Annotated in this window: 18 protein-coding genes; 9 read left to right on the top strand and 9 right to left on the bottom strand. The window is 69.2% G+C overall.

Annotated elements, in window-relative coordinates; genetic code table 11:
- Window positions 1-45: 45 nt before the first annotated feature.
- From FHX42_RS11305 to FHX42_RS11275, 7 genes are read left to right on the top strand one after another with little or no spacing between them, the layout of a single operon-like run.
- Window positions 46-1,071 (top strand): DUF1702 family protein, encoded by a 1,026-nt coding sequence (locus FHX42_RS11305; RefSeq protein WP_220480118.1) that lies wholly within the window; start codon window positions 46-48, stop codon window positions 1,069-1,071.
- Window positions 1,068-2,990, top strand: a complete 1,923-nt coding sequence (locus tag FHX42_RS11300; protein WP_182544156.1) for a CRTAC1 family protein — start codon at window positions 1,068-1,070, stop codon at window positions 2,988-2,990. Before FHX42_RS11305 ends, FHX42_RS11300 begins: the two co-directional genes overlap by 4 nt.
- Window positions 2,987-3,964, top strand: a complete 978-nt coding sequence (locus FHX42_RS11295; RefSeq protein WP_182544155.1) for an enediyne biosynthesis protein UnbU — start codon at window positions 2,987-2,989, stop codon at window positions 3,962-3,964. The genes FHX42_RS11300 and FHX42_RS11295 overlap by 4 nt, the downstream gene beginning before the upstream one ends.
- Window positions 3,961-9,570: a type I polyketide synthase gene (locus tag FHX42_RS11290; protein ID WP_182544154.1), complete on the top strand. Its 5,610-nt coding sequence runs from the start codon at window positions 3,961-3,963 to the stop codon at window positions 9,568-9,570. Before FHX42_RS11295 ends, FHX42_RS11290 begins: the two co-directional genes overlap by 4 nt.
- Window positions 9,567-10,010, top strand: a complete 444-nt coding sequence (locus FHX42_RS11285; protein ID WP_235987173.1) for an acyl-CoA thioesterase — start codon at window positions 9,567-9,569, stop codon at window positions 10,008-10,010. The genes FHX42_RS11290 and FHX42_RS11285 overlap by 4 nt, the downstream gene beginning before the upstream one ends.
- Before the next feature lie 8 nt (window positions 10,011-10,018).
- Window positions 10,019-11,461 (top strand): MFS transporter, encoded by a 1,443-nt coding sequence (locus tag FHX42_RS11280; RefSeq protein ID WP_182544153.1) that lies wholly within the window; start codon window positions 10,019-10,021, stop codon window positions 11,459-11,461.
- Between the two features lie 30 nt (window positions 11,462-11,491).
- Window positions 11,492-12,172, top strand: coding sequence for a winged helix-turn-helix transcriptional regulator (locus tag FHX42_RS11275; RefSeq protein ID WP_182544152.1), 681 nt, complete (start codon window positions 11,492-11,494; stop codon window positions 12,170-12,172).
- Between the two features lie 69 nt (window positions 12,173-12,241).
- On the opposite strand, the gene FHX42_RS11270 is transcribed toward FHX42_RS11275, so the two are convergent.
- Window positions 12,242-13,006 (bottom strand): twin-arginine translocation signal domain-containing protein, encoded by a 765-nt coding sequence (locus FHX42_RS11270; protein ID WP_182544151.1) that lies wholly within the window; start codon window positions 13,004-13,006, stop codon window positions 12,242-12,244.
- Between the two features lie 737 nt (window positions 13,007-13,743).
- On the opposite strand from FHX42_RS11270, the gene FHX42_RS11265 reads away from it, so the two are divergent.
- A complete protein-coding gene (locus FHX42_RS11265; RefSeq protein WP_220480117.1) occupies window positions 13,744-14,916 on the top strand; it encodes an LCP family protein in 1,173 nt (390 codons plus the stop codon).
- 70 nt (window positions 14,917-14,986) lie between these two features.
- On the opposite strand, the gene FHX42_RS11260 is transcribed toward FHX42_RS11265, so the two are convergent.
- Window positions 14,987-16,192 carry a YVTN family beta-propeller repeat protein gene (locus tag FHX42_RS11260; RefSeq protein WP_235987172.1) on the bottom strand — a complete coding sequence of 402 codons (1,206 nt, stop codon included), beginning with the start codon at window positions 16,190-16,192 and terminating at the stop codon, window positions 14,987-14,989.
- 269 nt (window positions 16,193-16,461) lie between these two features.
- Between FHX42_RS11260 and FHX42_RS11255 the strand changes: the two genes are divergently transcribed.
- Entirely contained in the window at window positions 16,462-18,000 is a 1,539-nt protein-coding gene (locus FHX42_RS11255) for a hypothetical protein (protein WP_182544150.1), read from the top strand.
- Window positions 18,001-18,051: 51 nt separating this feature from the next.
- Here the strand turns inward: FHX42_RS11255 and FHX42_RS11250 are convergent, their stop codons facing one another.
- The 7 genes from FHX42_RS11250 to FHX42_RS11220 all read right to left on the bottom strand — a co-directional run bounded on the left by FHX42_RS11250 (window position 18,052) and on the right by FHX42_RS11220 (window position 24,658).
- Window positions 18,052-19,266, bottom strand: a complete 1,215-nt coding sequence (locus tag FHX42_RS11250; protein ID WP_182544149.1) for a cytochrome P450 family protein — start codon at window positions 19,264-19,266, stop codon at window positions 18,052-18,054.
- Window positions 19,236-20,489 (bottom strand): cytochrome P450, encoded by a 1,254-nt coding sequence (locus tag FHX42_RS11245; RefSeq protein WP_182544148.1) that lies wholly within the window; start codon window positions 20,487-20,489, stop codon window positions 19,236-19,238. Before FHX42_RS11245 ends, FHX42_RS11250 begins: the two co-directional genes overlap by 31 nt.
- 22 nt (window positions 20,490-20,511) lie before the next feature.
- Window positions 20,512-20,667: a hypothetical protein gene (locus FHX42_RS11240; protein WP_182544147.1), complete on the bottom strand. Its 156-nt coding sequence runs from the start codon at window positions 20,665-20,667 to the stop codon at window positions 20,512-20,514.
- Window positions 20,648-21,004 (bottom strand): DUF742 domain-containing protein, encoded by a 357-nt coding sequence (locus FHX42_RS11235; protein ID WP_182544146.1) that lies wholly within the window; start codon window positions 21,002-21,004, stop codon window positions 20,648-20,650. The genes FHX42_RS11240 and FHX42_RS11235 overlap by 20 nt, the downstream gene beginning before the upstream one ends.
- Window positions 21,001-21,420 (bottom strand): roadblock/LC7 domain-containing protein, encoded by a 420-nt coding sequence (locus tag FHX42_RS11230; RefSeq protein WP_182544145.1) that lies wholly within the window; start codon window positions 21,418-21,420, stop codon window positions 21,001-21,003. The genes FHX42_RS11235 and FHX42_RS11230 overlap by 4 nt, the downstream gene beginning before the upstream one ends.
- On the bottom strand, window positions 21,417-22,718 hold the full coding sequence (locus FHX42_RS11225) for an ATP-binding protein (protein ID WP_182544144.1): 1,302 nt from the start codon (window positions 22,716-22,718) through the stop codon (window positions 21,417-21,419). The genes FHX42_RS11230 and FHX42_RS11225 overlap by 4 nt, the downstream gene beginning before the upstream one ends.
- A 350-nt stretch (window positions 22,719-23,068) precedes the next feature.
- Window positions 23,069-24,658: a long-chain-fatty-acid--CoA ligase gene (locus tag FHX42_RS11220; protein ID WP_235987171.1), complete on the bottom strand. Its 1,590-nt coding sequence runs from the start codon at window positions 24,656-24,658 to the stop codon at window positions 23,069-23,071.
- Window positions 24,659-24,666: the final 8 nt, after the last annotated feature.

Below are 24,666 nucleotides of genomic sequence, written 5' to 3'. Positions count from 1 at the left end.
TTTCACGGTCCGAATCTTTTTGATCCGTATCCGCAGGGAGTATTCTTGTTTGATGCTGTCGGAAAAATGCCGTCGACGGGAAACCCGATATCGTTGTTGCGGCAGAATTATGACCAGGTCGATTTCGGTGTTCGCCGGTTTCGCCTGCGGCCCGGCCCGGCGCGACAGCGGCTGGAGTCCGCGGCCCGGGCTTTCGTCGACGGCGTGAACGCGGTCGTCGACCTCACCGATGTCGATGCGGTCACCGACCGCGTCGAGCAACTCGAACCGCAGTGGAGGGGTTTCGCCTACGAGGGCGCCGGGATGGGATGCGCGGTGCTGGACCTGATGACCTTCTCCCGTGGTCGCCGCTGCGCTGCTCTGCTGGAACGGGTCGGGACGGCTTACCCCCACGTGGTGCACATCGGGGTGGGGTGGGCCCACGCTCGATTACGACTGCGTCCCTGGTGGGGCATTCCGGTGGGGGACCCACTGCTGCGCTGGCTCGGCTGGGACGGTTTCGGTTTCCACCAGGGGTTCTTCCACTCCGACGCGGTGATCGGGCGGCATCGCGTAGAACGCGGTCTGGCACCCGAACAGCGCGCGATCCGGGACCAGGGGCTCGGGCGGGCGCTGTGGTTCCACGAGTGCGCCGATCCGGACGGCATCACGCCGCGCATCGAGCACTTCCCGCAGCACCGTCGAGCCGATCTGTGGAGCGGAGTCGGACTGGCGGCGACGTACGCCGGTGGTGCCGACGGTGGGGAACTCGGTCGGCTGACCGTGCTCGCCGGTCGGCACACGGCGGCCGTGGCCCAGGGCAGCGCCTTCGCCTGCGCGGCACGACGAGCCTGCGGCATCGTGCCCGAGCACGTCGAACAGGCCGCCGCCGCGTTGACGGGAGCCTCCGCGTCGGAGGCGGCCGCATGGACCGACAGGGCTCGGGACGCACTGGGGGACGGCCCACACGGCGCGGCGCACTACGAGAAGTGGCGCGCGGAAATCCGTCGACTCTGGAGCGACCACCACCGGGCCGGCCACGGTGAACCGTTCGGCAACATCAGCCTCGACCAGGAGGAGACGTCCCGATGATCTCCGTGCTGCGCAAGCATCTGGCCACGATCACAGCCCTGTTGTGCTGCGTACTGGTCTGGAACGCGGCGAGACTCCCCGTGGCCTCCTCCGAGGAGCGCGCCCGGTTGGCCGCACCGTTCCGATTCACCGCCCGGTCGATCAACTCCGCGGACGGCCCGGGCTCGCGCAACATACGCACCGTCGCCCCGGCTTACCGGGACATTCGCTCCTGGATCTCCTCGGTGGGGGCCGGTGTCGGCATGTTCGCTCTCGACGGCGGCGCCGAGTCCCACGACCTGTGCCTGGTCGACCCGCGCACCGACACCATGACCGTGCGTCCGGCACCGGGTACGGGAGAGCGGTACCGCCCCTTCGCCCTGGAACCGGACACACCGTCCCCGGCCCCCGCCGCGCCGATGGGATGCCTGCCCGCCGACTACAACGCGGACGGCTGGCAGGACGTGCTCGTGTACTACTGGGGGCGTTCCCCGGTGATCTTCCTGCGGTCGCCCGGGAAACCGCCCTCGCAGGCGGCTTTCCTCCCCCGCGAGCTCATCACGCCTTCCCGGGTGTGGAACACCAACGCGGCCACGGTCGGCGACTACGACGGAGACGGTCACCTGGACCTGGTGTTCGGCAACTACTTCCAGGACGGCGCCCGCGTCCTGGACCCGAACGCCCGCCAGGAAGAACTGGTGATGAACGATTCGCTGTCCAACGCCCACAACGGGGGGACCAATCGGATGTTCCGCTTCGTCTCGGGCACCGCGGGGCAGCGTCCCGACGTGCGCTTCGCCGAGGTCCCCGGGGTCTTTCCGCCGGATCGGGTACGGCAGTGGACGTTGGCGCTGGGGACCCAGGACCTCGACTCCGACGGCCGCGCCGACCTGTACGTGGCCAACGACTTCGGTCCCGATCACATGCTGGTCAACGAGTCCGTTCCGGGGCGTATCCGGTTCCGCGAGGCGACCGGAACCCGGCACGCGGGCACGCCGAAGTCCCGAGTGGTCGGTCACGACTCGTTCAAGGGCATGGGCGTGGCTTTCGACGACCTCAACGACGACGGAATGCCGGACGTCCTGGTCAGCAACATCACCGATCCGTACGCGCTGCATGAGAGCAACTTCGCCTACCTCAGCACCGGCGACCGGGCGGCGCTGCACCGCGGGCACGCTCCCTACGACGACCACAGCGAGCGTCTCGGCATGGCCCGCACGGGATGGAGCTGGGACGTCACGACCGGCGACTTCAACGCCGACGGCAAGTCCGAGCTGCTGCACGCCACCGGGTTCGTCGCCGGACGCACCGACCGGTGGGCGCAGCTGCAGGAAGCGGCCATGTCCAACGACCTGATCCTGTCGAATCCCGCGCTGTGGCCGAACTTCACGCCGGGTGACGACCTCTCCGGGCACAACAGCAACACCTTCTTCGTGCGTGGTCCCGACGGCCGCTACGTCGACGTCGCCAAGAAGGTGGGGGTGGGTACCGAGGCGGTCAGCCGCAGCCTGGCGGTCGGCGACGTGGACTCCGACGGGCGGCAGGACCTCGCGGTCGCCAACCAGTGGGACCAGTCCACGCTGTATCACAACGAGTCCGATGCCGGGGCGTTCCTCGGGCTCCGCCTGCGGTTGCCGACCTCGTCACCGTGCGGTCCTGCCGGTGCGGGGCCCGACCGCCCGGCGATCGGAGCTCGCGCGCGGGTGCTGCTGCCCGACGGTTCCCGGCGTTCCCAGCAGCTCTATCCCGCCAACGGTCACGGCGGCGTCAACGCACCCGAAATCCTGTTCGGCCTCGGTGACCGCGCGGCCGAAACGCTTCCCGTCGAGCTCTCCTGGCGTGACTCGTGCGGGAGTCGGCACTCCACGACGGTGACGCTGTCCCACGGCTGGCACGAGATCGTCCTTCAAGCCGACGGTTCGTTCAGGGAGCAACGATGAAACTCCGGATTCCGCGAAAATCCTCCGACTCCGGATTCGACCCCCGGAGCGCGGCGCTGCGCCGCTTCGCCGTCTCGATCACGGCGCTGACCGTGCTCGGGCACACGGTGCTCGGGTTCGAGCAGGCCTATCGAACGCCGGTGCTGGTCGCGCTGACCGCCGTGCTCACCGAGCTGCTGCTGGAATCGGTGGACGCCTTCGCCGGACGTCGGCGTCCCCGGTACCGGTGTGCTCCGGGGCGAGCGGTGGACTTCCTGCTGCCGGCCTACATCGCCGGTTTGGCGTGCGCGATGCTGCTCTACGGCAACGGACGTCTCCTTCCCGTCATGTTGGCCGCGGTGGTCGCGGTGGCCAGCAAGTACATCGTCCGCGTGTCGGTGGACGGCCGGTCGCGGCACTTCCTCAATCCGAGCAACACCGGCATCGTGGCCGTGCTCCTGCTGTTTCCGTGGGTGGGGATCGCTCCGCCCTACCAGTTCACCGAGTGGGTCTCGGGGTGGCTGGACGCGGTGATTCCCGTACTGCTGCTGGCGGCGGGCACGATGCTCAACGCCAAGCTGACCGGCAGGATGCCGCTGATCCTGGCCTGGGTCGCCGGTTTCGTGGCGCAGGCCGGGCTGCGGGGAGCGCTCACCGAGGTTTCGCTGATCAGCGCGGTACTGCCGATCACCGGTGTCGCGTTCCTGCTGTTCACCAACTACATGATCACGGATCCCGGAACGACACCGTCGCGTCGTGACAGGCAGATCGCCTTCGGAGTGGCCACGGCGGCCGTGTACGGGGTGCTGGTCCAGTTGCACATCGTCTTCGGCCTCTTCTTCGCGCTGGTGATCACGTGTGTGCTGCGCGGTGCCGTGCTCGTCGGTGGTGACTTGGCACGCCGCGGCAGGCTCCGGCGGGCCGTCCGGGAAGAGACCGCTCCCGCCGAACCGGCCGTGGCCGGTCCGGCCGCGCTGGAAGGGAACACACGGTGAACGAGCAGGACGCAGCAACGGTCGAGCCGATCGCCGTGGTCGGCATGGCCTGCCGGTACCCCGATGCCGACGGTCCCGCGCAGTTGTGGGACAGCGTGCTCGACCGCCGCCGCGCGTTCCGTCGGCTGCCGAAGGAGCGGTTCGACCTGGACGACTACTTCGATCGTGATCGCGATGCCGTGGACCGCACCTACAGTGCCCACGCCGCCGTACTGGACGGCTGGGAGTTCGACCGCGCGCGGTTTCGCGTTCCCGGGGCCGTGTACCGGGCCGCCGATCCCGCCCACTGGTTGGCGCTGGAGACCGCGGCCCGCGCTCTCGACGACGCACGGCTGCCCACCGGAGACGGCGTCGACCGGGACCGCGCGGCCGTCGTGGTGGGCAACACCCTCACCGGTGAGGTGACCCGGGCGCGGACCCTGCGGTTGCGTTGGCCCTACACCCGGAAGGTGTTGGCGGCGGCGATGGCCGAGTCCGGTGTGCCGCCGCGGCAGCGGCAGGCCGCGCTCGACCGTGCCGCCGAGCTGTACCGGGACCCGTTCCCGGCCTCCGACGACGAGACGCTCGCCGGTGGGCTGTCCAGCACGATCGCCGGTCGGATCTGCAACCACTTCGACCTCGGAGGCGGAGGCCACACGGTCGACGGCGCGTGCGCTTCCTCGCTGTTGGCCGTGATCACCGCCTGCCGGGCGCTGGTCGACGGCAGCGTCGACTTCGCCCTGGCCGGGGGCGTGGATCTGAGCCTGGACCCGTTCGAACTGGTCGGCTTCGCCAAGACCGGAGCGCTGGCCGCGGACCGGATGCGCGTCTACGACGAGAACTCCGGTGGGTTCTGGCCCGGCGAAGGCTGCGGCATGGTGGCGCTGATGCGGACGCGCGACGCCCGGGCCGCGGGCCTGCCCGTGCGTGCGGAGATTCCCGGGTGGGGGGTCTCCTCCGACGGTCGAGGAGGTATCACTCGACCGGAAATCCGTGGGCAGCTGCTGGCACTGCGACGCGCCTACTCCTCGGCGGGCCTGGACCCGGCCGAGGTCCTGCTCCACGAGGGGCACGGCACGGGTACGGCGGTCGGTGACGAGGTCGAACTCGAGGCACTGGCGCGCTTGAGGCACTCCGCGCGGACGGCCGCCGCGCTCGGGTCCGTCAAGGCCAACATCGGCCACACCAAGGCCGCCGCCGGTGTCGCTTCGCTGATCAAGGCGGTTCGTGGTGTGGAGACGGGCGTGCTGCCGCCGACCACGGGGTGTGAACATCCGCACCGCCGCCTGCGGGAGGCGGCGGATGTGCTGCGGGTGCCCGAGCAGCCGGAATCGTGGCCGCGTGGTCCGCGTGTGGCCGGTGTGAGCGCGATGGGTTTCGGCGGTATCAACACCCACGTGGTCGTCCGAGCGGCCGCTTCCGCGACCGTGCCGCCCGTGGTGGCCGCACCACGACCTCCGGTGCCGCGAACCGAGGTCGTGGCCTTGAGCGCCGGTGACACGGCGGCGCTACGTGTGCTGGTGCGCCGGGTGGCCGAACTGGCACCGCGGTTGTCCGAGGCGCAGCTGCACGACCTGGCCTGTCACTTCGGCAGTACCGAGCAGGGGCCGACGCGGGCGGCACTCGTGGCGGCGACTCCCGAGGAACTGGGCAAGCGGGCCCACAGCGCCCTCGCGCTGCTCGACGACCTGCCCCGCGCTCGGCTCCGCAGCTGCGACGGGGTGTACGTCGGGGACGATGTCCCGGGGCGGGTCAGCGTGCTGATCCCCGGGCAGGGAGCTCCCGCTCCCTCCCCCGGTGGTGCGCTCGCGCGGTACTGGCCGCGGGTGTGCTTGCCACCGGCTTCCGGCGAGGACGGAGCGGGAACGGCCGGGGCGCAACCACGGATTCACCGCGCCTCGGTGGAGGCGCTGCGGTGGTTGGAGCATCTCGGGGTGCGGCCCGTGGCGGCTGTGGGGCACAGTCTCGGCGAGTTCGCGGCGTTGGTCTGGGCCGGATGCCTGTCCGCGGAGGAGGCCGCCCGGTTGGTCGCCGAGCGTGGCCGGGTGATGGCTCGGGACGGTGTCGCGAACACGGGGATGGTCAGCGTCGGCACCGACGAGGCCGGAGCCCGAGCGCTGTGCGCGAACACCGGTCTGGTCGTCGCGGCGTTCAACGGGCCGCGTTCCCACGTCCTGGCCGGAGCGTTGTCGGAGGTACGCGCGGTGGCCGATCGCGCGGCGGCTCATGGGACACCCGCGAAGGTCCTGCCGGTCTCGCACGCCTTTCACTCACCGGCGGTGGCCGGTTGCGCGCAGGCTTTCCGGGCACCGCTGCACGCGGCGACGTTCCACGCGCCGCGGCGACGAATGGTGTCCACGGTGACCGGTCGGGGGCTCGAAGCCACCGACGACGTCGCCGATCTGCTGGGGCGTCAGATCATCGAGCCGGTGCGGTTCCGGGAGGCGACGGACGAGATCGCCGCCGAGACCGACCTGTTCTGCGAAGCCGGTCCCGGACACACGCTCACCACCCTGCTCGCCGAGAGCTCCCCGGTCCCCGTGGTGGGCGTGGACGCGGGAGGTGACCGGGATCGTCCCCTGGGCGAGACGGTGGCGGCGCTGTTCGCGGCCCGAGCCGTCCCGGACCTGTCACCGATCTTCACCGGTCGCCCGGCACGGTCGTTCGATCCGTGGCGCGATCCGGTGTTCGTGACCAATCCCTGTTCGCTGGCGCCGGAGATGCCGTCGGAGGAACACGAAACCCCCGCGCCGATCGCGGAACCGGACGCTTCGGCCGAACAGGTGCTTCCACCCCCGGACCCGGTCGCCGGGCAGGGCACCCGGGACGTCGCGACGGTCACTCGGAGCATGCTGGCCGAAGCCACGGAGCTGGATCCCGACGTGATCGAGACGGGCACCCGGCTGCTCGCGGACCTGCACCTGACCTCCCTGCGCGTGACCCAGCTCGTGGCCGAGATCGCCGACGCCCTCGGCAGGCGGCGTCCCGCGGCACCGTTGAACCTGTCCCAGGTCACGGTCACGGAGCTGATCGACGTCGTCGAAGCGCTTCCGGTCGCCGCGGGGACCGCGGCCGAAACCGTGCCCGCCGGACTGCGTTCCTGGATACGGTGCTTCGCCGAACGGCACCGCCCGCTTCCGGCCGAGGAGCTCGCCTCCGCAGAACCCGGTGACTGGCCCGCTCACGTCCACACGGGAGGCGAACTGAGCGCTGTCGCGGCGGAGATGTTCGGCCGGCACGGCAGTCCCCTGGTGTACGTGCCCGATCCGGCATCGACCGAAGGGGTCGACACCGTGCTGCGGGCCGCGAGATCGGCTCTCGAAGCCGGAGGACTCGTGGCGGTCACCCACGGCTCGGAGCTGACCGGTTTCCTGCGCAGCCTGCGGCACGAGCATCCCGAGCTCGGCATCACCGTGCTGCGCGTCCCACCCACCGTCGAGGGACTGCGTGCGGCCGAGCAGCACGCCCGCGTGGAACCGGGATGCTGGCGCGAACACGTCCTCACCGACGAGGTCGCCGAACCCGTGGAGGAAGTGCTGGAACTCGACCACGGTGGGGAGCTGCCGCTGGGCAACGGTGACGTCCTGCTGGTCACCGGCGGGGGCAAGGGGATCGGTCACGAGTGCGCCGCCGCCTTCGCGCGGGCCACCGGTGTCCGGCTAGCGCTGATCGGGCGTTCCGATCCCGGCAGCGACGAGCAGCTCGTCGAGAACCTGCGACGGCTTCGCGAGGCAGGACTGGCCGTCGCCTACGAGCGCGCCGACGTGGCCGACGGTGAGCAGGTACGTGTGGCCGTGGGCCGCCTGCGGGAACGGCTGGGCGAGGTCAGCGGTGTCCTGCACGCCTCCGGTCGCAACGAGCCGATCGGTTTCACCGGGCTCGACGCGACGCGGATCCACGAACACCTCGCCCCCAAGGTCACCGGCCTGCGTCACGTGATGGACGCCCTCGACCCGCTCGAACCGCGACTGGTGGTGTCCTTCGGATCCGTGATCGGTACCTGGGGGCTGGCCGGGGAGAGTCACTACGCGCTGGCCAACGCCGCCCTGCGGGACGAGATGCGGCGACTCGCGGCCACGATGCCGACGTGCCGAGTGCTCAACGTGGACTGGTCGGTGTGGTCCGAAGCCGGGATGGGGGAGCGGCTGGGCGCTCTCGACGCCCTCACCCGCCTCGATGTCGCGCCGATCCCCGTCGACGAGGGCGTGGACACGTTCCTGCGGTTGCTGGCGACCCGGGACACACCGGTTTCGGTGGCCGTGCACGGGCGGTTGGGAACCCTGGCCGGTACCGCCACCGACGCGAACACCGGGCTCGAGGGTCGCTTCCTGGAGCGGGTGCCGGTGCACTATCCCGGCGTCGAACTGGTCGCCGAGGCCACCGTCGGCCTGGACAGCGACCCCCACGTGGCCGAGCACCGCATCGACGGAACCGCGGTGCTGCCCGGGGTCGTGGCAGTGGAAGCCATGTCGCAGGCGGCCTCGCGGCTCGCCGGAAAACCGTTGCGGGCGGCCACCGACATCCGGCTCGACAGACCGATCATCGTGCCGGAAACCGGCACCCGCGAGCTGCGGATGTGCGTGCTGCGTCGGGCCGACTCCGTCGAAGCGGTCGTGCGAACGGACGAGACCGACTTCCGGACCGACCACGCTCGTGCCGTGTTCACCCTGACGGCAGCGGAACCGACGAGGGTCGAGCCACCGGCGGAACCCTCCGTCACGGACGAGGAACTCACCCTCGGGGCCGATCAGCTCTACGGCTCCGTCTACTTCCACACCGGTCGGTTCCGCCGGGTGCGGGAGTTGACGGCCGAGGGAGCGCGCCGTTGTCGCGCGCGGATCCTGGCCAAGGACACGCCGCACTGGTTCGCCACCGAACCGCTGTTGGGGGATCCCACGGTCAACGACGCCACCCTGCACGCTCTCCAAGCCTGCGTTCCGCACCGCAGAGTGCTACCGGTGAGCTGCGAGCGCCTGACGGTGGTTCCCGGCGACCCCTCCGAGCTGTGGATCCGGGCGAGCGAACGACACGCCGCGGGCGGTAGCTACGTCTGGGACGTGGTGGCGTGCGACGGCGAAGGCGCCGTCGTGATCGACTGGCAGGGGCTGACGCTGACCGACGTCGGTCCGTTGCCGCGTACCGAGCCGTGGCCGGAGCCCTTGCTGGCCGTCTACTTGGAACGCACGAGCACCGCGCTCGGCCTCGACCCGAGGTTGCGTGTCCGGGTCCACCGGACGAAGAGCCGGTCGGGTGCGGAAGACTCCTGTTCGCTCGACCGTGCCGCCGGGACCGTGCTCGCCGTGGAGGGGCCCGAATCGGCTCGCTGCGCCGTCGAGCAGGTCGAACAGGACGCGGAACGGCACCCGCTCGGTGCGGATCGCGTGCTGGTCGATCAGCTGGCGCTGCCGTGCCCGGAGCCCTTCGCCGTTCGCGCGACGCGGGTGGCCACGGTCCGCCGGTGCCTGCCCGAAGCCGACTCGTCGGAGGACCCGCTGGTGCTCGAAGGCGTCCACGACGGGGGCCTGATCCTGTTCCGCAGCGGGGACGCCGTCATCGTTTCGGCGGTTGTTTTCGTGCTCGGCCTCGCCGATCCTGTCTCCGTCGCGATCCTGACGAGGAAGCCATGATGTGGACGACTCCCAGTTACGACTACCGCCACCTGGTGACTCTGGAGGAGACCAATCTCGTCGGCAACGTGTACTTCGCGAACTACCTGCGCTGGCAGGGACAGTGCCGCGAGCACTTCCTCGTCGACCGTGCGCCGGGGGTGCTGCGAGCCCTGACCGAGGAGGATCTGGCCCTGGCCACGGTGTCCTGCCACTGCGACTACTTCAGCGAGCTCTACGCCGCCGACACCGTGGAACTGCGGATGACCCTCGAGTCCGTGAACGACACCACGATCTCGATGAACTTCGACTACTACCGCCTCACCGCGTCGGCCGAGCTCGTGGCGCGGGGAGCGCAGACCACCACGTGCATGAGACGGACCGAGCAGGGGCCACGGCCGGTGGCCGTGCCGGAGGAGCTTCTCGCGGCCCTGGAACCGTACGGGAGGTCGAACCGATGAGAGCGGACGTGGCTGAGCACGCCCGGACGGCCGGAGGGCGCGGGCGGCGAATCGCCACGGTGGCCCCCACGGCGCTGGGAACGGTGCTGGTCGTGGCGGTCTCCGTGCGGCACGCGATCGTGTTCTTCACCGGCGGCGTCCGTGTCGAGTTCTGGCCGTACCAGGGTCATCACCGGGACATGGTGCTCATCACCGTGGGCATGGTGACCGCGCTGGCCGGACTGCTCACTCCGGCCGAACCGCCGCGCGCCACTCGAAGCCCCTCCCGCCCCGCCGCTGTCGTCGCGCTGGTCGTGCTGACCGCGGCACTGATCGTCGACGTGTCCAAGACGGCCACGCTCGGGTTCGTGCTGCCCGGGATGCGGGAGGAGTACGGTCTGAGCACCCAGTACGCCGGGCTGCTGCCCATCGCGGGCCTGACGGGGACCGTGCTCGGTTCACTGCTGTGGGGGGCGCTGGTGGACCGGCTCGGCGTGCGACGCACCCTGCTGCTGTCCACCCTCGGCTTCATCGCGACCTCGATATGCGGCTCGATGCCGACCTTCACCGGAAACCTGGTGATGTGCTGGCTCATGGGGCTGGCCGTGGGCGGGCTGATGCCGGTGGTGTTCAGTGCGCTCACGACCCTCGTGTCCCCGTCCCGGGTGCCCGCGGTCGGATCGCTCATCGCGGGTGTGGCCACGGCCGGTGGCTACCTGGTGGCCAGTCAGTCCGCCGCCCTGTTCGTGCCCGCGTACGGGTGGAGGTCCCTCTGGCTGGTCGGAGCGTTCACCGGTGCGCTGGTCCTGCTGGTCCTTCCCCTGGTTCCGTCCACGTGCGACGTCGCGGCACGGAGTTCCTCCCCCGAGGAGGCCCCCTCGTCCCTGACGGGGCATCAGCAGCACCGGCGTCACGCCTTCTACGGTTTCATGGCCGGGTTGATGGCGCTGGGCGTGCTGACCTGGGTCCCCACGGTGCTGCGCTCGTCCGGGCTGACCGGTGGAGCAGGGGAGCGGCTCCTCGCCGCGCAGTCCTGGGTGTCCCTGCCGGTGGCCGTGATCCTGGCCCTGGTGCTGCGCCACAGTTCACCACAGCGTTGTGCTCGGGTGCTGGCCGCGGGAGCCGGGAGCGCACTGGTCCTGTTCGGGCTGGTGATTCTGAGCGGACAGCAGGGGTGGGTGCTCGTGCTGTCGCTGACCGCCACCGTGCTGTTCAGCAACGCGATGGTGGCCAGTGTCGTGCCGATGTCCTCTGTGCACTACGCGCGCCGCGTTCAGGGCAGAGGACTCGGTCAGGTGGCCGGAGCGAGCAAGCTCGGTGGCCTGACCGGTCCGCTCGCGCTCGCCACGTTGGTCACCGCTCCTTCCGGGTTCTTCGCCGTCTCGGTCGTCGTCGGCAGCGGTACGGTGCTGGCCGGTGCGGTGATGAGTCCACGGCGGTCGCCGACGAGCGGTACGGTGAAGCCACCGTGAGTGAGCTCGTCGCGGTGAACGGAGGCAAGCGTGACGACAGGCGCCGCGAAGCGACGGGAGCGCAACTATCGGCAGTACTGTGGTCTCGCAGCCGCCCTCGACGCCGTGGGTGAACGGTGGACCCTGCTGATCGTGCGGGAATGCATGCTGGGGCCGCGCCGCTACAACGAGCTCCTCACCGACCTGCCCGGCATCGGGACCAACCTGCTCGCCGATCGGCTGAAGAAGTTGTGCACGCTGGGCGTGCTGCGCCACCGGGGGAGTGCCGAGCGTGGTTACGTCTACGAACTCACCGAGGCGGGCGAGTCCCTGCGGGAGCCGGTGAAGGGCCTCGCGCGGTGGGGGATGGCGCTGGTGGACGAGGTGCCCGAGGACGCGGTGGTCCGCCCGCACTGGGGATTCCTGGCCATCGAGTCCATGGCCGACGCCACCCGGTGCCCGAACGTCCGCGAGGAGTACGAGTTCCGGGTCGACGACGAGGTGTTCCACCTGCTCGTCGACCACGGCACGACGACGGCGGCGCGGGGAGCCGCCCGGGGCCCCGCCCTGGTCGCCACGACCGACGCGGCGACGTTCGTGCGCATCGGTTCGGGCACCTGCACTCCCTTCGACGCGGTCGGCGAGGGCAAGCTGGCACTGTCCGGAGATCCCGAAGCGGTGCTGCGGTGTTCCACCGTGCTCGGGTTGGGAGCGGTCGGCGCGCCGGACTGACTTTCGCGGTTCCGGACCGGGAGCCGCTCCGGCCGCGGCAGCCGCGAGCCGGAGCGGAAGGGGACGGGTTCAGGAACCGGTGATTTCTCCGACCGTGACGGGGAACTTGTCGAGGGTGGCGATGGTTTCGTCGTGGTTGGGCATCACCAGCTCGATCGGGTTCTGCAATTTGTAGGGAGCGCCCTGCGGGGGGAACTGGTCGAGTTGGCCGACCAGTTTGCCGGGGTTCTTCGTGGATAGCACGAGGGGTTCCGGTTTCTTGGTCATCGACACGCCCAGCGCCCGCTCCATCACCTGCTGGGGTGGGTTCTCGATGGTCATGGTGAAGTCCAGGAACATGGTCTGTTCGAACTTCGGCGGGAACTTGTTGGTCATCTCCAGCAGACTGTTCGGGGTGAACTCGGCGTCGCTCTGCTTGATCCGGACCTGACCGAGGCCCTCACGCGGAGCGCTCTTGGCGTTCGTCTCGTTGTCTCCGCTGTCTCCGTTGTCGTAGCCGGTGACCTCGTGTCCGATGACCTTGAGTTTCAGGCTCCAGGGGTTCAGCGGGTTCGCCGCCTCCACGCGCACCTTGATCCGACCGCTGAAGTCGATCCTGATCGTGGAGGTCTGGATGGTCAGTGGGACTCCGGGCGCCAGACAGCTGCACGGGATCTCCGCACCGACCTCGGGAGGCTCGGGCAACCGCGGGGACGCGAAGGCCTGTGAACTTCCGAAGGCGAGGCCGCCCGCGGCAGCGGCGGCACCGGTGGCGGCCTTCTTGAGGAAATCCCGGCGGCCGGTGCCGTCGCCGTCCTGGGGTTCTTTCGGACCGTTGTCGTTCGTGTCGGTCATGGCGTCTCGTTTCTTCTCGTCGATGGTTTCACCAGCCACGGGATCGGGCGAACCCGGCATGGCGCGCTTGAAATTAATATAGTGATCGGAGCGGGGTCCACGGTTTTCGGCGGAAGTCCCTAGACAGGCGACAGGGTTCACTCGCGGGAGAGATCGCTTGCTCACCGTGGGCAGCCGGTGCGGGATGCGAAGTAATCCCGTTGGAGCATTCCGGCTGGTCGGAATATCGGTTCGGCGTGGTGGTCGGCCGTCGAGCACATCGATCGCGTTGAACGCGAAAGTAATTCGAGCATTTCGGTTTCGTTCGAGCGGCTGCTCGAACTGCCCGCCACGGCTATACTGGGTTGGCGGCGCCGTCCCGAGCCCGTGGGGCTGTGGGGGCGTGGTCCCTTCGCCGCTCGACACGCGATCGTCCCGATCATCCGAGTTGTGCGGGAGCTGCCCGCCTTTGTCCCGCTTCACGGTTCACAACCACCGCGGCAGCTCTCTGTAGGGGGTGTGGCGTGGTTGACTGGTCACGGCGACGGCCGGGCGCGTCCTCGCGGGGAGGTCGTCGGTCCCGTCGAACAGGTGGGGGAACTCCTTCCGGAGCTCGTCGGATCGGGGAAGGACCGTCCCCACGGGCGGCAGAACATCCGCGGGGACCGTCCCGAGTCCTCGACGAGTGGAACGAGAACGCGAACAGACCTCGCAAGCGCGGCCGGAGAAGCTGGATCCGGGCGTTCCAGGCCCTCCTGGTGGTGGTGTCGGTTCTCGTGCTGGGCACGGTCGGCTACGGATGGTCCAGGCTGCACGAGCTCAACAAGTCCGTGCGGGGTGGCGACGTCATCGCCGATGCCGGCCCCAAGGCCCCGGACGGTGCGACCGACATCCTGCTCGTCGGCAACGACAGTCGTGTCAACGCGCAGGGTGAGCAGCTTTCCGAGAACATGCTGAGAAAACTTCGCGCCTCCTCCGACGGTTCGGCCAACAACCTCACCGACACGATGATCCTGGTGCGGATTCCCGACGGCGGACGGCGCGCCAGCGCCGTGTCGTTTCCCCGGGACACCCTCGTCGACCTCGATCGGTTCGGCGAGCACAAGCTCAACTCCGCGCTGGCACGTGCGCAGGCCGCTGCCGAGCAGCGCCTGCGTGGGCGAGGAGTCACCGGTGCGGAGCTGGCCAGGAAGTCCCGGACCGCGGGACAGAAGTTCTTCGTCTCCACCATCGAGGAACTGGCGGGAGTCGACATCGACCACTACGCCGAAGTGAACCTGCTGGGTTTCTACCGGCTCACCAAGGCGGTCGGTGGTGTGAAGGTGTGCCTGCGACGGCCCGTCGACGACAGCGAGTACTCCGGTGCAGTCTTTCCGGCCGGGCCGCAGGTGCTCTCCGGGTCCGAGGCGTTGGCGTTCGTGCGTCAGCGCCACGGACTGCCTCGTGGTGACCTCGACCGGGTCGTGCGTCAGCAGGCGTTCCTGGCCGGTCTCGCGAACAAGATCCTGTCCGCGGGCATTCTGGGCAACCCCGCGAAGGTCTCGGCCCTGATGGATGCGCTGGAGAACTCCGTCACCCTGGACAAGGGATGGAACATCGTCGGTTTCGCCGGCAAGATGCGCGGCATCGCCGCCGACGACATCGAGTTCTCCACCATCCCGGTGCGGCTGCGTGGTGGCGAGGTGGTGGCGAAACCGAAGCGGGTCGAGCGCTACGTGGACGACCTGCTGTCGGGGCGAACGGACGAGACCGACCGGCCGACGCGGTCCGGGTCGGCGGAGGAGCGCCCCGGCGGCACGGCCGGTTTCTCCGGTACGAGCGGACTCGGCGGAGATCGTGCCGCCGAAAGCGAGACGGGCGCACGGGAGTCGGCGGAACCGGGTGTCGAGCAGCGGCCGACCACGGCGGACGACGTTCCCTGCGTCTACTGAGAGCCCGCCCTGCCACCGCGGCGAACACGTGCTTGCCGGGCCGCTCGCGGACCGTGGCGGAAGAAACCCCTCAGCGGATGTTGCTGGTGTGGCCGAGGGAGTAGCGGCCGGGTTGCGGCATGTAGGTCAGTCCGTGCGGGCCGTTGCCGACAGGGATGCGTTTCAACAGGGAGCCGTCCTTGGTGTCGAAGACGTAGACCTCCGAGTCGTACCTCCCGGACAGCCACAGCTGACTGCCGTCGGGGGACAGCGCTCCCATGTCCGGGCTTCCACCGCCGGGGATGTGCCACTTGTCGAGCTTCTCGTGCGTGTTCGCGCTGAGCACGCTCACGCTGCCCTCACCGCGGTTCGTCACGAACATCCGCTTCGTGTCCCGGGAGAAGTACACTCCGTGCGCCCCGTCCCCGGTGGGGATGAAATCGCGGTACTTCATGGCGTCCCCGCTGAAGAGGTAGATGCCGCCTGCGATCATGTCGGCGACGTAGAAGGTCTTTCCGTCGGGCGACAGCCGGGTGTCCTGCGGCTTGCCGTTCGGAACCTGATTCAGGTCGAACTTCTTGATGATTTTTCGGTTCGCGACGTCCAGTACGATCATTCGGTTCGCGAATTCGCAGGCGATCAGGGCGCGCTTGCCGTTCGCGGTGAAGTCCATGTGGTTGACACCGGCGCATCCGGGCACGGAAATGCTGCTCTGGATCTTCCAGGTCTTCGGATCGTAGAAGTCCAGGCGCTTGTAGGCCTCGGCGACGACGATCGCGGATTTGCCGTCGGGGGTGAAGTACAGGTTGTACGGGTCCTGGACCTTGATGGGCGTGCCGGGCTTGCCCGTCTTCGGGTCGATGGGGGTGAGCGACCCCCCGGGCACCTTGTCGGCGACCGCGTAGAGCGTGCGCATGTCGTAGGAGGGGACCACGTGCTGGGGTTCGTCCCCGGCGGGGTACGTGTCGATGACCTCGAACGTGTTCGGGTCGATGACCGAGACCGTGTCGTCGAGGCTGTTGGGGACGTAGACCAGTTCCCTCGCCTGGCGCATCGGTTCGTTGAGCTTGCCCGAGCGCGTCGCGGCGTACACGTTTCCCGGATCCGCGGGAGGGGGCATCCCCGGAAGCAGGTCGAGCTTCTCCTCGGGGGCGGGGGCCGCCTGCTGATCCTGCTTTCCTCCGGCGCTTTTGCCGGTTCCGGAATCCGAAGTTGTTTGATCGGATACCGCGCACCCGGCCACCAACGCCCCGATCGTGACGGTGATCGAGGCCGAAACGCACATTTTGTTCCGCATGGCAGCGGAGAGTAGCACGGAGGCGGCTCCGTTGCCTGTCGTGCGATTCTCGGAACCGTGGACGCTCATGGTGAGAAACGCGCGAGATTTCGGGTCTTCGATTATTTCCTTCGAGTGATGAGTGATTGTCGGACGTTACTCGCCGTGTTCACCGCTTCGGTGGCCGCTCTCGCCGCTGCGGCGACGGGTGGTGGCGAGTGGCGACGTGGGACGGAAACTGGTCGACTGATGCCGTGGGCAGGCTGTATCGGTCGGATTCGCACGGAGTGGTGTGGTCCCATCGGAGGCGACTCGGCGACTGGTGGCGTGGGCCGGGGCCCCGTGAGGTGCGTGCGGCGTGGTTGGACGTGCGCCGCACCCCGGCTCCCTACCTCGGTGGGGTGCTGACGCTGCTGGCACTGCTGGTGCTGTTGCGCTACACGTGGTGGTCCGCGGTCCTCGGTCCTTTCTTGCTGGCAGTGGGGACGCTGGTGGTCTTCCGGCTCGGAGCGTGGCTGGTGGTTCCGGAGGGATGGGGCTTCCGGACTCGAGCGGGGGGACTGGTCGCGGGAGCGGCTGTCGTCGGGCTCGGCGCCGTCGCGGGGTGGTTGGTGCTGGCGGTGATCCTGGCCGCGCTGGTCGGTGTTCTCGGTATGACGCAGGAGGAGCGGTATCGCGCCCGCGTCCGCGCGGTGCTGGCGCGTCGCGTGTCCTCCGGAGCGGGCATCGTCCCGGAGGAGCTTCGGGTCGAAAACGCGCGCTGGGACGGACGCCGACTCGTGGCGGCGGAGATCCGCTGTGAGGCGAACCCGGACACCTACCGCCGTGACCGGCTGGCTGCCCTGCTCGCTGAGGCCCTGCGGGACACGGGGGTGTCCTACGAGGTCTCGTGGTCGATGGAACGGCCGGTGTTCGTGATGCGCGCGGTATCCGCGCTGCCCACCGGTGTCCATGACAGGCACTGGTCGGGCCCCTGTCGGGCGGTTCCGCTCGGAGTGACCAATGAGGACGCGGCCGGGCAGACGGACGAGGGGTGCGCCGACGGCCCCACCGAGCCGCGCCTTCCGGCGTGTGCCTGGAATCCCGAGCGGAATCTGCTGGTCGTCGGGACGGCGGCGAAGACCGGGTTCAAACGCGGGCTGTGCGCGCGTGCGATGCGTCTCGGCTTCTTCCCCGGGGGCATGTACGTGCTGGACGGCGCGTCGAGCAGTGATTACGTGGTGTTGGCGGGGCGGCACGGGATACGGGCGGTCGCCCGCACACCCCGCGATTGGGCCACCGCGTTGCGACACCTCGCCTCGATCGTGGAGTCCCGGCACTGGGACAACGTCGAGTACCGCGGTGGGCGGTGTTCCACCGAACCGGACCATCCGTCGTTGTGCGTGGTCATCGAGGAACCACGGCGGATACGGGCACTCCTCGGAGGGCGGTTCGACCGATTCTGCTCCCGCTTCGCCCGGCACTGCCGGGAGACGAACGTGCGACTGATTCTCGTGACCCGACGAGCCGACTCCGAGGAGATGATCCCGAACGCGGTGCGAGACCTGCTCGACGACGTGGTCGTCATGGGGCCCGTACCCCGTGCCGGTGCGGAGTCGGTGCTCGGACGGGATTGGCGTTCGGCCACCGACGTCTACGGAGCGGTGTGGCCTCCGGGGCGCGGTGTGGCCCGCTTGGAGGGCAGGATCGGACATTTCCAGGCGTTCCTGTTGGACCGACCGCGTGACCTCCCCGCCGCCGAATATCTCTACCCACCTCCGAAAGGCTCGCCCAGACTCGTCATACCTCCGACCGAGCACGGCCAATCCCGGCCAACGCCAGCGAAGTAACCGCTCCCCATCGTCGGGTGGTTACCCGGTTTCGCGCGAAACCGGGAAGCACTAAAGGGTGACGGGGAGGGCGCGATGTCCGTTGGCGATGAAGCCCTCGGTGGGTTCGAGCTCTTCGGGCCGGACGGCCAGGCGCAGGGCGGGGAAGCGGTCGAAGAGCGCGGGCAGGGCGATTTCGGCCTCGAGCCGCGCCAGCGGTGCGCCGAGGCAGTAGTGCGGACCGTGCCCGAAGGCGAGGTGGTCGGTGTTGTCGTCGCGGGTGACGTCGAAGTCGTCGGGATCGTCGTAGCGGACCGGATCGCGTCCCGCGGCGGCGTAGCCGGCCAGGATCGGTTCGCCCCGCGGAATGACGACGTCCCCGACGTCGATGTCCTCGACGGCGTAGCGCAGCGGCACGTTGGCCAGCGGAGCCTGCCACCGCAGGGTCTCGGTGATCACCGCTTCCCAGCTGACGCGACCGTCGCGGACGAGCGCGAGCTGGTCGTCGTGACAGAGCATGGCGGTGATGGCGTGATCGAGCAGGTTCACGGTCGTCTCGTGCCCGGCACCGATGAGCAGAATCAACGTGTCGATCAGTTCCTGCTCGTCGAGCTTGCCCGCCTCGTCGTCGCGGGCGTTCAGCAGCGCACTGGTGAGATCGTCGGCGGGATTCCGGCGCTTGTCGTCGATCAGTTCCGTCAGCAGCGCGGTGAGTTCCTGCTGAGTGGCCCGCACCTGCTCCGGCGACGAGGAAGTGTCGAAAACGCTGTCGACCACGCGTCGCAGTCGTGGACGGGCCTGGTCGGGCACACCGAACAACCGGCAGATCACCGAGATGGGTAGGGGATAGGCGAACGCCTCCCGCAAGTCGACGCGTCGACCGGGCGGTGTGGTGGCGAGCTCGTCGAGCAGACCCGTGGTGAGTTCCTCGACGGCCGGGCGCAGCGCGGCCACCCGTCGCGGGGTGAACGCGGTAGAGACCAGGGAACGCAACCGTCGATGGTCGGCCCCGTGGGCGGTGAACATGTTGCGCACCGCCACCCAGGAGGCCAGCGCCCAGTCCTGCGGGATGTCACCGCGCTGCCAGCTGGGCCAGTGCTGTCGGGGATCCTTGGAGACCCGGGGGTCGGCCAGCAGTTCCCGCAACCACCGGTGGTCGGTGACCGACCACGCCGTCACTCCGCCGGGGAGCCGCACCCGTGTGGCCGAGCCGTGCCGACGCAGCCGGGCGGCGTCCTCGTGCGGGTCACGGGAGTTCAGGGTGTACGGACAGGACGGCTGTTCCATGGGGTGACGTCTCCGTGGCTGTCGGCATCGCGGATCGGGAACCGCACCGGCAACGCACGCAGAGCCCGGTGGAAGGGGCCGGGACGCCACTCCAGCTCCACTGCGGGCACGGCCAGTTCCATGTCCGGCAGACTATCCAAAATGGTCTCGATAGCGACAGAGGCGATGAGACGAGCGGGAGAACGCGCGGGACACATGTGGTCCCCCGCACTCCAGGCGAGGTGTGCTCGGTTGCCGTCCCGTCGGGTGAAGTCACCGGCCAGGCCGGTGTTGGCCGCGGCGAAGCTGATCACGACCGGTTCGTCGGCGGGCAGGTGGTACCCGGCCAGCTCCACGTCATCGACGGGGTAGGTGATGGCGTAGTTGGCCAACGGCGGGTCCTGCCACAGCACCTCGTCGAGCGCGTCCTCCACGGGCAACCGCCCGCCGGAGAGGTCCCCGGCGAAGCGCTCATCGGCCAGCCACAACCGGAGGGCGTTGGCGATGAGGTTCTGCATCGGTTCGGCACCGGCCCCCACGAGCACGATGAGCTGGTGCAGCATTTCCTCGTCGGTGAGCCCGGCCGGATGGGCCAGTAGCCAGGAGGTGATGTCGGCGGCGGGCGCGTGGCGCTTCACCGCGATCAGCTCGACCATGCACCGGGCCAGCTCGTCGTTGGCCTGCTCGACGTCGGTGCCGTCCCAGAGCGCGGTGATCGCCGTGACCATGCGGTCGGTGAGCTCGGCGGGACTGCCGAACAGGCGGTTGAGCACGAGCACGGGCAGCCTGCGAGCGTACTGGGTGAGCAGGTCGGCCCGCCCGGACGTGGCGAACTCGCCGATGAGTGCCTCGGCGCTTTCGGTGACGTGGCCGCGCAGCGTGATCGAATCCACGCGGCGGAAACTGTCGGTGATCGCCTGCCGGAGCCGCTCGTGCTCGGGTCCGTCCTGGAACAGCACGTTCTCGCGGTAGCTCATCATCGGCACCAGGGGACTGTCGGTGGGGGCGTGCTGGAGCCACCTTCGGGAGTCCTTGCGAAACGTGGCGGGATCGTGCAGCACGCTCAGCGCCGTCCGGTGGTCGAGTACGAGGGTGGCCGGCACCCCCGGAGCGAGGTCGACGCGGGCCACCGGAGCCTGTTCGCGGAGGGCGGCGTAGACCCGGTGGGGATCGGCGGCGAAGCTCGGGTCGGAAAGGCAGACCCGGGCGGGGCACTCGGGCGCGGGGTGGTCGGTGTTGGTCAAGAACTCTCCTGGGCGATGGGAGTCAGGCGGGTACCGTGTCGGTGCGATCAGCGCTTCCTCGGAGGGACACGAGCTCACGGGCGTCGCAGGTGATCGGGGCAGCCTCGCCGAGCTCGTCGTGCCCGGTCGTGCTGATGCCGTCGGCGGCGTGGACGGCCTCAGAGCGACCGGAGTCCATCCAGCACCTTCCGCAGAATTTCGCCGTCCGGCCCCTCGGTCTGCGCCGGGGTACGCATGGTGAGAAACCGGTCGTCGATCAGGTCGGCCACGAGTACCCGGGTCACGCTGGGCGGGGTTCCCAGGTGGGCGGCGATTTCGGCGACCGACAGCGCTCCGCCGGAACACAACCGGACCGCGCGTTGTCCCTCGGGCGAGAGCTCCCGCGTGGTGGGGTCCGCTTCGGTGGTGCGTACCAGCGTGGTCAGGTCCAGGGCGTGCCGACTCGGATGAGCGCGACCGCCCGTGATCAGGTAGGGGCGTACCAGCTCCGGCCGTGCTCGCCGTCGGGAGGTCATGGCTGATCGTCGCCGGAGCGGGGTGACGTGCCCAGCTCGGCACCGAGTTTCTGCACCACCGCGTGGAACCGCTGGATGGCGGGAGCCATGTCGACCTGCTTGCTGGTGCTCACGCCCATGTAGGCGTGGGTACCCGCGGCGATCAGGAATACGTAGGCGTCGTCGAACTCCACCAGGGTTTGTTGCCAAGGTGCCGGGGTCTCCTGATCGCCGCAGAATTCGCCCGCGATCGCCGAGGTCGCCTGCAGCGAGGACAGGCACGCGGCGAACCGATCGGCCTCGTCGTCGGTCACCCGCCCCGTGGACGTGATCACCAGTCCGTCGCGGGCCAGCACCACCGCGCTCCGCACCTCCGGCAGCAGCACGTCATCCAGCATCCACCGCAGGTCGGGGCGGCGTACCGTGTTCGTGCTCATGAGTGCGTGTTCCTTTCCTCGTTCTCACCGGTGGAACTCGTGTGGGCCGCGGTCGAGGCCTGCTGCCACGCGGCCAGTCCGGCGGCGCTGCCGGCGGAGTCCGTCACGGCCGCGGTGTTGGGTTCCGCGGTGTCCGGGGCGTGTGTGCGGCGTGTGCGTTTGGGCAGACCACCGGAGGTGTGCTGCGTTGGTACCTCGGCGGGGACTTCCGGTTCCTGCCGGGAGGCCGGTTCGTTCGGAGCGTCGTGGGTCAGGAGCTCGTTGGGGACGAACACCACCGCGCGCACTCCGCCGTAGAGCGGCGGAGCGTCCACGGAAACGGTGCAGCCGTAGCGCGCGGCCAGCAGCCCGACGACGGCGAATCCCACACGAGGCGGGTCGTCCAGGTCCCCGAGCGTCGCGCTTCCCTGGGTCAACAGCCGGGTCGCCCGCTGCCGCTCCTCGAGCGGCATCCCCACGCCGGCGTCGTCGACGGTGACGGCTATCCCGTGGTGAGCGGCCTGAAAACCGACGGTGACCTGGGCGTAGGGCGGCGAGTAACGGGCACCGTTGTCCAGCAGTTCCGCGATGATGAGCACGAGCGGTTCGACCGCGCGGCTGACGATCCCCAGATCGTCGATCACGGGGGAACCCGGGTCCTGGGCGTGGGGATTGATAGTGATGCGCTGGTAGTCGCGGATCTGGGCCTGCGCCCCACGGATGATCTCGTGGAGGTTCGTCGTCGAGCGTTGCTGGCCGATCCAGGCGCCGAAGAGCACAGCCAGCGCCCGTAACCGCCGGGTGAGCTGGGAACTCGCGTGGTCGATCCGGTAGAGATCGGCCAGTACGTGGGCGTCGTCGTGGCGGTGCTGCATCTCCGCGACCGTCGTGTGCTGTTCCGCGGCCAGGCCCCGCACCGTGGCCAGCACGCCGGTCAGCGTCTGGGTGGCCGACTGCTCCACGCGGTCGCGCATGTGCCGGAGGGCCTCGTCCACCGTGCGCATCAGTGTTTCCAACGACTCGGCGTGGCTCGGATCGTCGGTGCCGAGTGGGCCGGGGCCCTCGACGGTATGAGTGCGCAGGGACTCGGCCAGCGCGGGCAGGCGCTCGGTGATCAGGTGGTGCAGCTCCTGCTCCCGACCGCGCAACCGCGCCTCACGGTTTCGCAGGTCAGCTCGCAGCGCGGTGACCCGCTGGTGCTGGCGTGCGAGGGCGACGGATCCGGCGACCACGAGGGCGGCCATGCCCGCCGAACGCATCGCGGGCCGCGGCGCGGTGGTGCCGTACCGACGAAAAATCGAAGCGAACACGTCTGTCATCTGTCCCTCGGGGTGAAAAAGCGAATGACTCGGCGGCGTGCGATCGGGGTGTGATATTGGCAACACGTCGCGCTCCCGCTCGGAAGCGCACGGACGCGGTCGGCAATACCATCCGGTTGATCATAGCGGGTTTGTCGTCCTCCGTGGACGGGGGGCGACTGGTCCATTCGGTCTACCAAGAGCCCCGATCGAGGGGCAATTGTGGCGAGTTTTGTCGTTCGTGGAGTTTCGGGGGTGAGATATCGCAATGCGAAGGAGCGTGGAACCGCGTTTTTTGGAGTGGGAGGGATGTTTTGCGGTGTCCGTTCGGGTTCGTCGCGACACCGGTGACCATCGGTCGGACTTTTTCGTCACTCGACCCGGTGGCTCGTCGTGCTTCCGGCCGCGTACTCGGAGCGGAGTTCGGTCTTGAGTACCTTGCCGCTGGGATTGCGGGGAAGTGCGGTGACGGTCGCCATCTCGCGGGGGGTCTTGTATCGGGCCAGGCGCTTTCGGCACCAGCCGTCGATGTCGTGCGCGGTGGGCGGGTCGGTGGTCTCGCGAGGGACGACGACGGCCAGCGGAATCTCGCCCCACTTCGGATCGGCCACACCGATCAGTGCCACCTCGCTCACCTTCGGGTGAGCGGCCAGCACGTCCTCGACCTCGGCGCAGTAGATGTTCTCCCCACCGGAGATGATCATGTCCTTCTTGCGGTCGACGAGATAGCAGTACCCCTCCTCGTCCTGACGGACCAGGTCGCCGGAGTGAAACCAGCCGCCGCGGAAAACCTCGGCGGTCTCGCGAGGTTTGCCCCAGTACTCCTTCATCACCGTGGGGCCGCGGTAGACGATCTCGCCGACCTGCCCGCGGGGCACGTCGTTCATGTCCTCGTCGACGACCCGTGCCTCGACGTTGAGCATGGGGGTTCCGACGGAACCGAGCTTGCGCAGGGCGTCCCTGCCGCGCAGCGTCGTGGTGATCGGACTGCACTCGGTCTGGCCGAAGGAGGTGACCACCTCGGCGTGGGGAAACGTCTCGATCATGGTCCGTAGCAGCGTCGTCGGGGCCGGAGCCGCTCCCCAGGAGATTCGGTGCAGGGCGGAGAGATCGCGTCGAGCGATGCCGGGAACATCGCAGACCGCCTGCCACTGCGCGGGAACGAGGAAGACCGAGGAAACGCGCTCGTGCTCGAGAAGGTCGACGACCTCGGTGGGATCGAACCGGCCGGAAGGCAGGATCACCGTGCTCCCGCCGCGTAACAAGCTGGGCAGCATGCCCGAAAGGCCGGCGATGTGGAACAACGGCACCGCCGCGAGCCAGACCTTGTCGTCCTCGCTCGTGCCGAGGTGGGCCATCGAGCTGAACGCGTGGATGAGCAGGTTGTGATGGGTGAGCACGGCTCCCTTGGGGCGTCCGGTGGTGCCGGAGGTGTACATGATGAACGCGGGGGAGTGCTCGTCCACGAAAAGATCGACCGGTTCCGAGGAGGCCTGCCGCAACGCCTGCTCGTAGCTGTGCTCGGTATCGGAGCGGTCGGAGGAAGCGCCGATGACCAGGCAGTTTTCGACGGCGGGAAGTTGCTCGCGGGCCTCGGTCATGGCCTCGGCCGTCGCCGTGTCGACCACGGCGGCCACGGCGCCGCTGTCGGAGAGCACGTAAGCGATCTCGTCGGTCACGAGCCGGAAATTGATCGGGACGCAGATCGCTCCGAGCCGGGTGCAGGCCAGGTAGGACTCGACGATCTCCGGGCCGTCGAGCCCCAGCACGGCGATACGATCGCCGGGGCCGGCCCCGCGCTGCCGCAGGGAGTTGGCCAGCCGTGTCACACGCTCGTCGAGTTCCCGGTAGGTGCGGCCGTCCCCCCGGAACCGCAGGGCCACGTCGTCGGGGATCGTGCGCGCGTGCCTGGCCACCTGGTCGCTGATGGTCATCCCGCTCGTGGTGTGGGTGGAGTGCATCGGTGTCC

Source organism: Halosaccharopolyspora lacisalsi (assembly GCF_014137975.1).
Lineage (GTDB): Bacteria > Actinomycetota > Actinomycetes > Mycobacteriales > Pseudonocardiaceae > Halosaccharopolyspora > Halosaccharopolyspora lacisalsi.
This window is presented reverse-complemented; position numbering and strand designations above follow the sequence as displayed.

Bases quoted from the DNA above. Each gene is read 5' to 3' on its own strand.
- FHX42_RS11300 (WP_182544156.1), top strand. From the start codon at position 1,068: ATGATCTCCGTGCTGCGCAAGCATCTGGCCACGATCACAGCCCTGTTG.
- FHX42_RS11295 (WP_182544155.1), top strand. From the start codon at position 2,987: ATGAAACTCCGGATTCCGCGAAAATCCTCCGACTCCGGATTCGACCCC.
- FHX42_RS11285 (WP_235987173.1), top strand. From the start codon at position 9,567: ATGATGTGGACGACTCCCAGTTACGACTACCGCCACCTGGTGACTCTG.
- FHX42_RS11270 (WP_182544151.1), bottom strand. From the start codon at position 13,006: ATGACCGACACGAACGACAACGGTCCGAAAGAACCCCAGGACGGCGAC.
- FHX42_RS11260 (WP_235987172.1), bottom strand. From the start codon at position 16,192: ATGCGGAACAAAATGTGCGTTTCGGCCTCGATCACCGTCACGATCGGG.
- FHX42_RS11250 (WP_182544149.1), bottom strand. From the start codon at position 19,266: ATGGAACAGCCGTCCTGTCCGTACACCCTGAACTCCCGTGACCCGCAC.
- FHX42_RS11240 (WP_182544147.1), bottom strand. From the start codon at position 20,667: ATGGACTCCGGTCGCTCTGAGGCCGTCCACGCCGCCGACGGCATCAGC.
- FHX42_RS11235 (WP_182544146.1), bottom strand. From the start codon at position 21,004: ATGACCTCCCGACGGCGAGCACGGCCGGAGCTGGTACGCCCCTACCTG.
- FHX42_RS11230 (WP_182544145.1), bottom strand. From the start codon at position 21,420: ATGAGCACGAACACGGTACGCCGCCCCGACCTGCGGTGGATGCTGGAT.
- FHX42_RS11225 (WP_182544144.1), bottom strand. From the start codon at position 22,718: ATGACAGACGTGTTCGCTTCGATTTTTCGTCGGTACGGCACCACCGCG.
- FHX42_RS11220 (WP_235987171.1), bottom strand. From the start codon at position 24,658: ATGCACTCCACCCACACCACGAGCGGGATGACCATCAGCGACCAGGTG.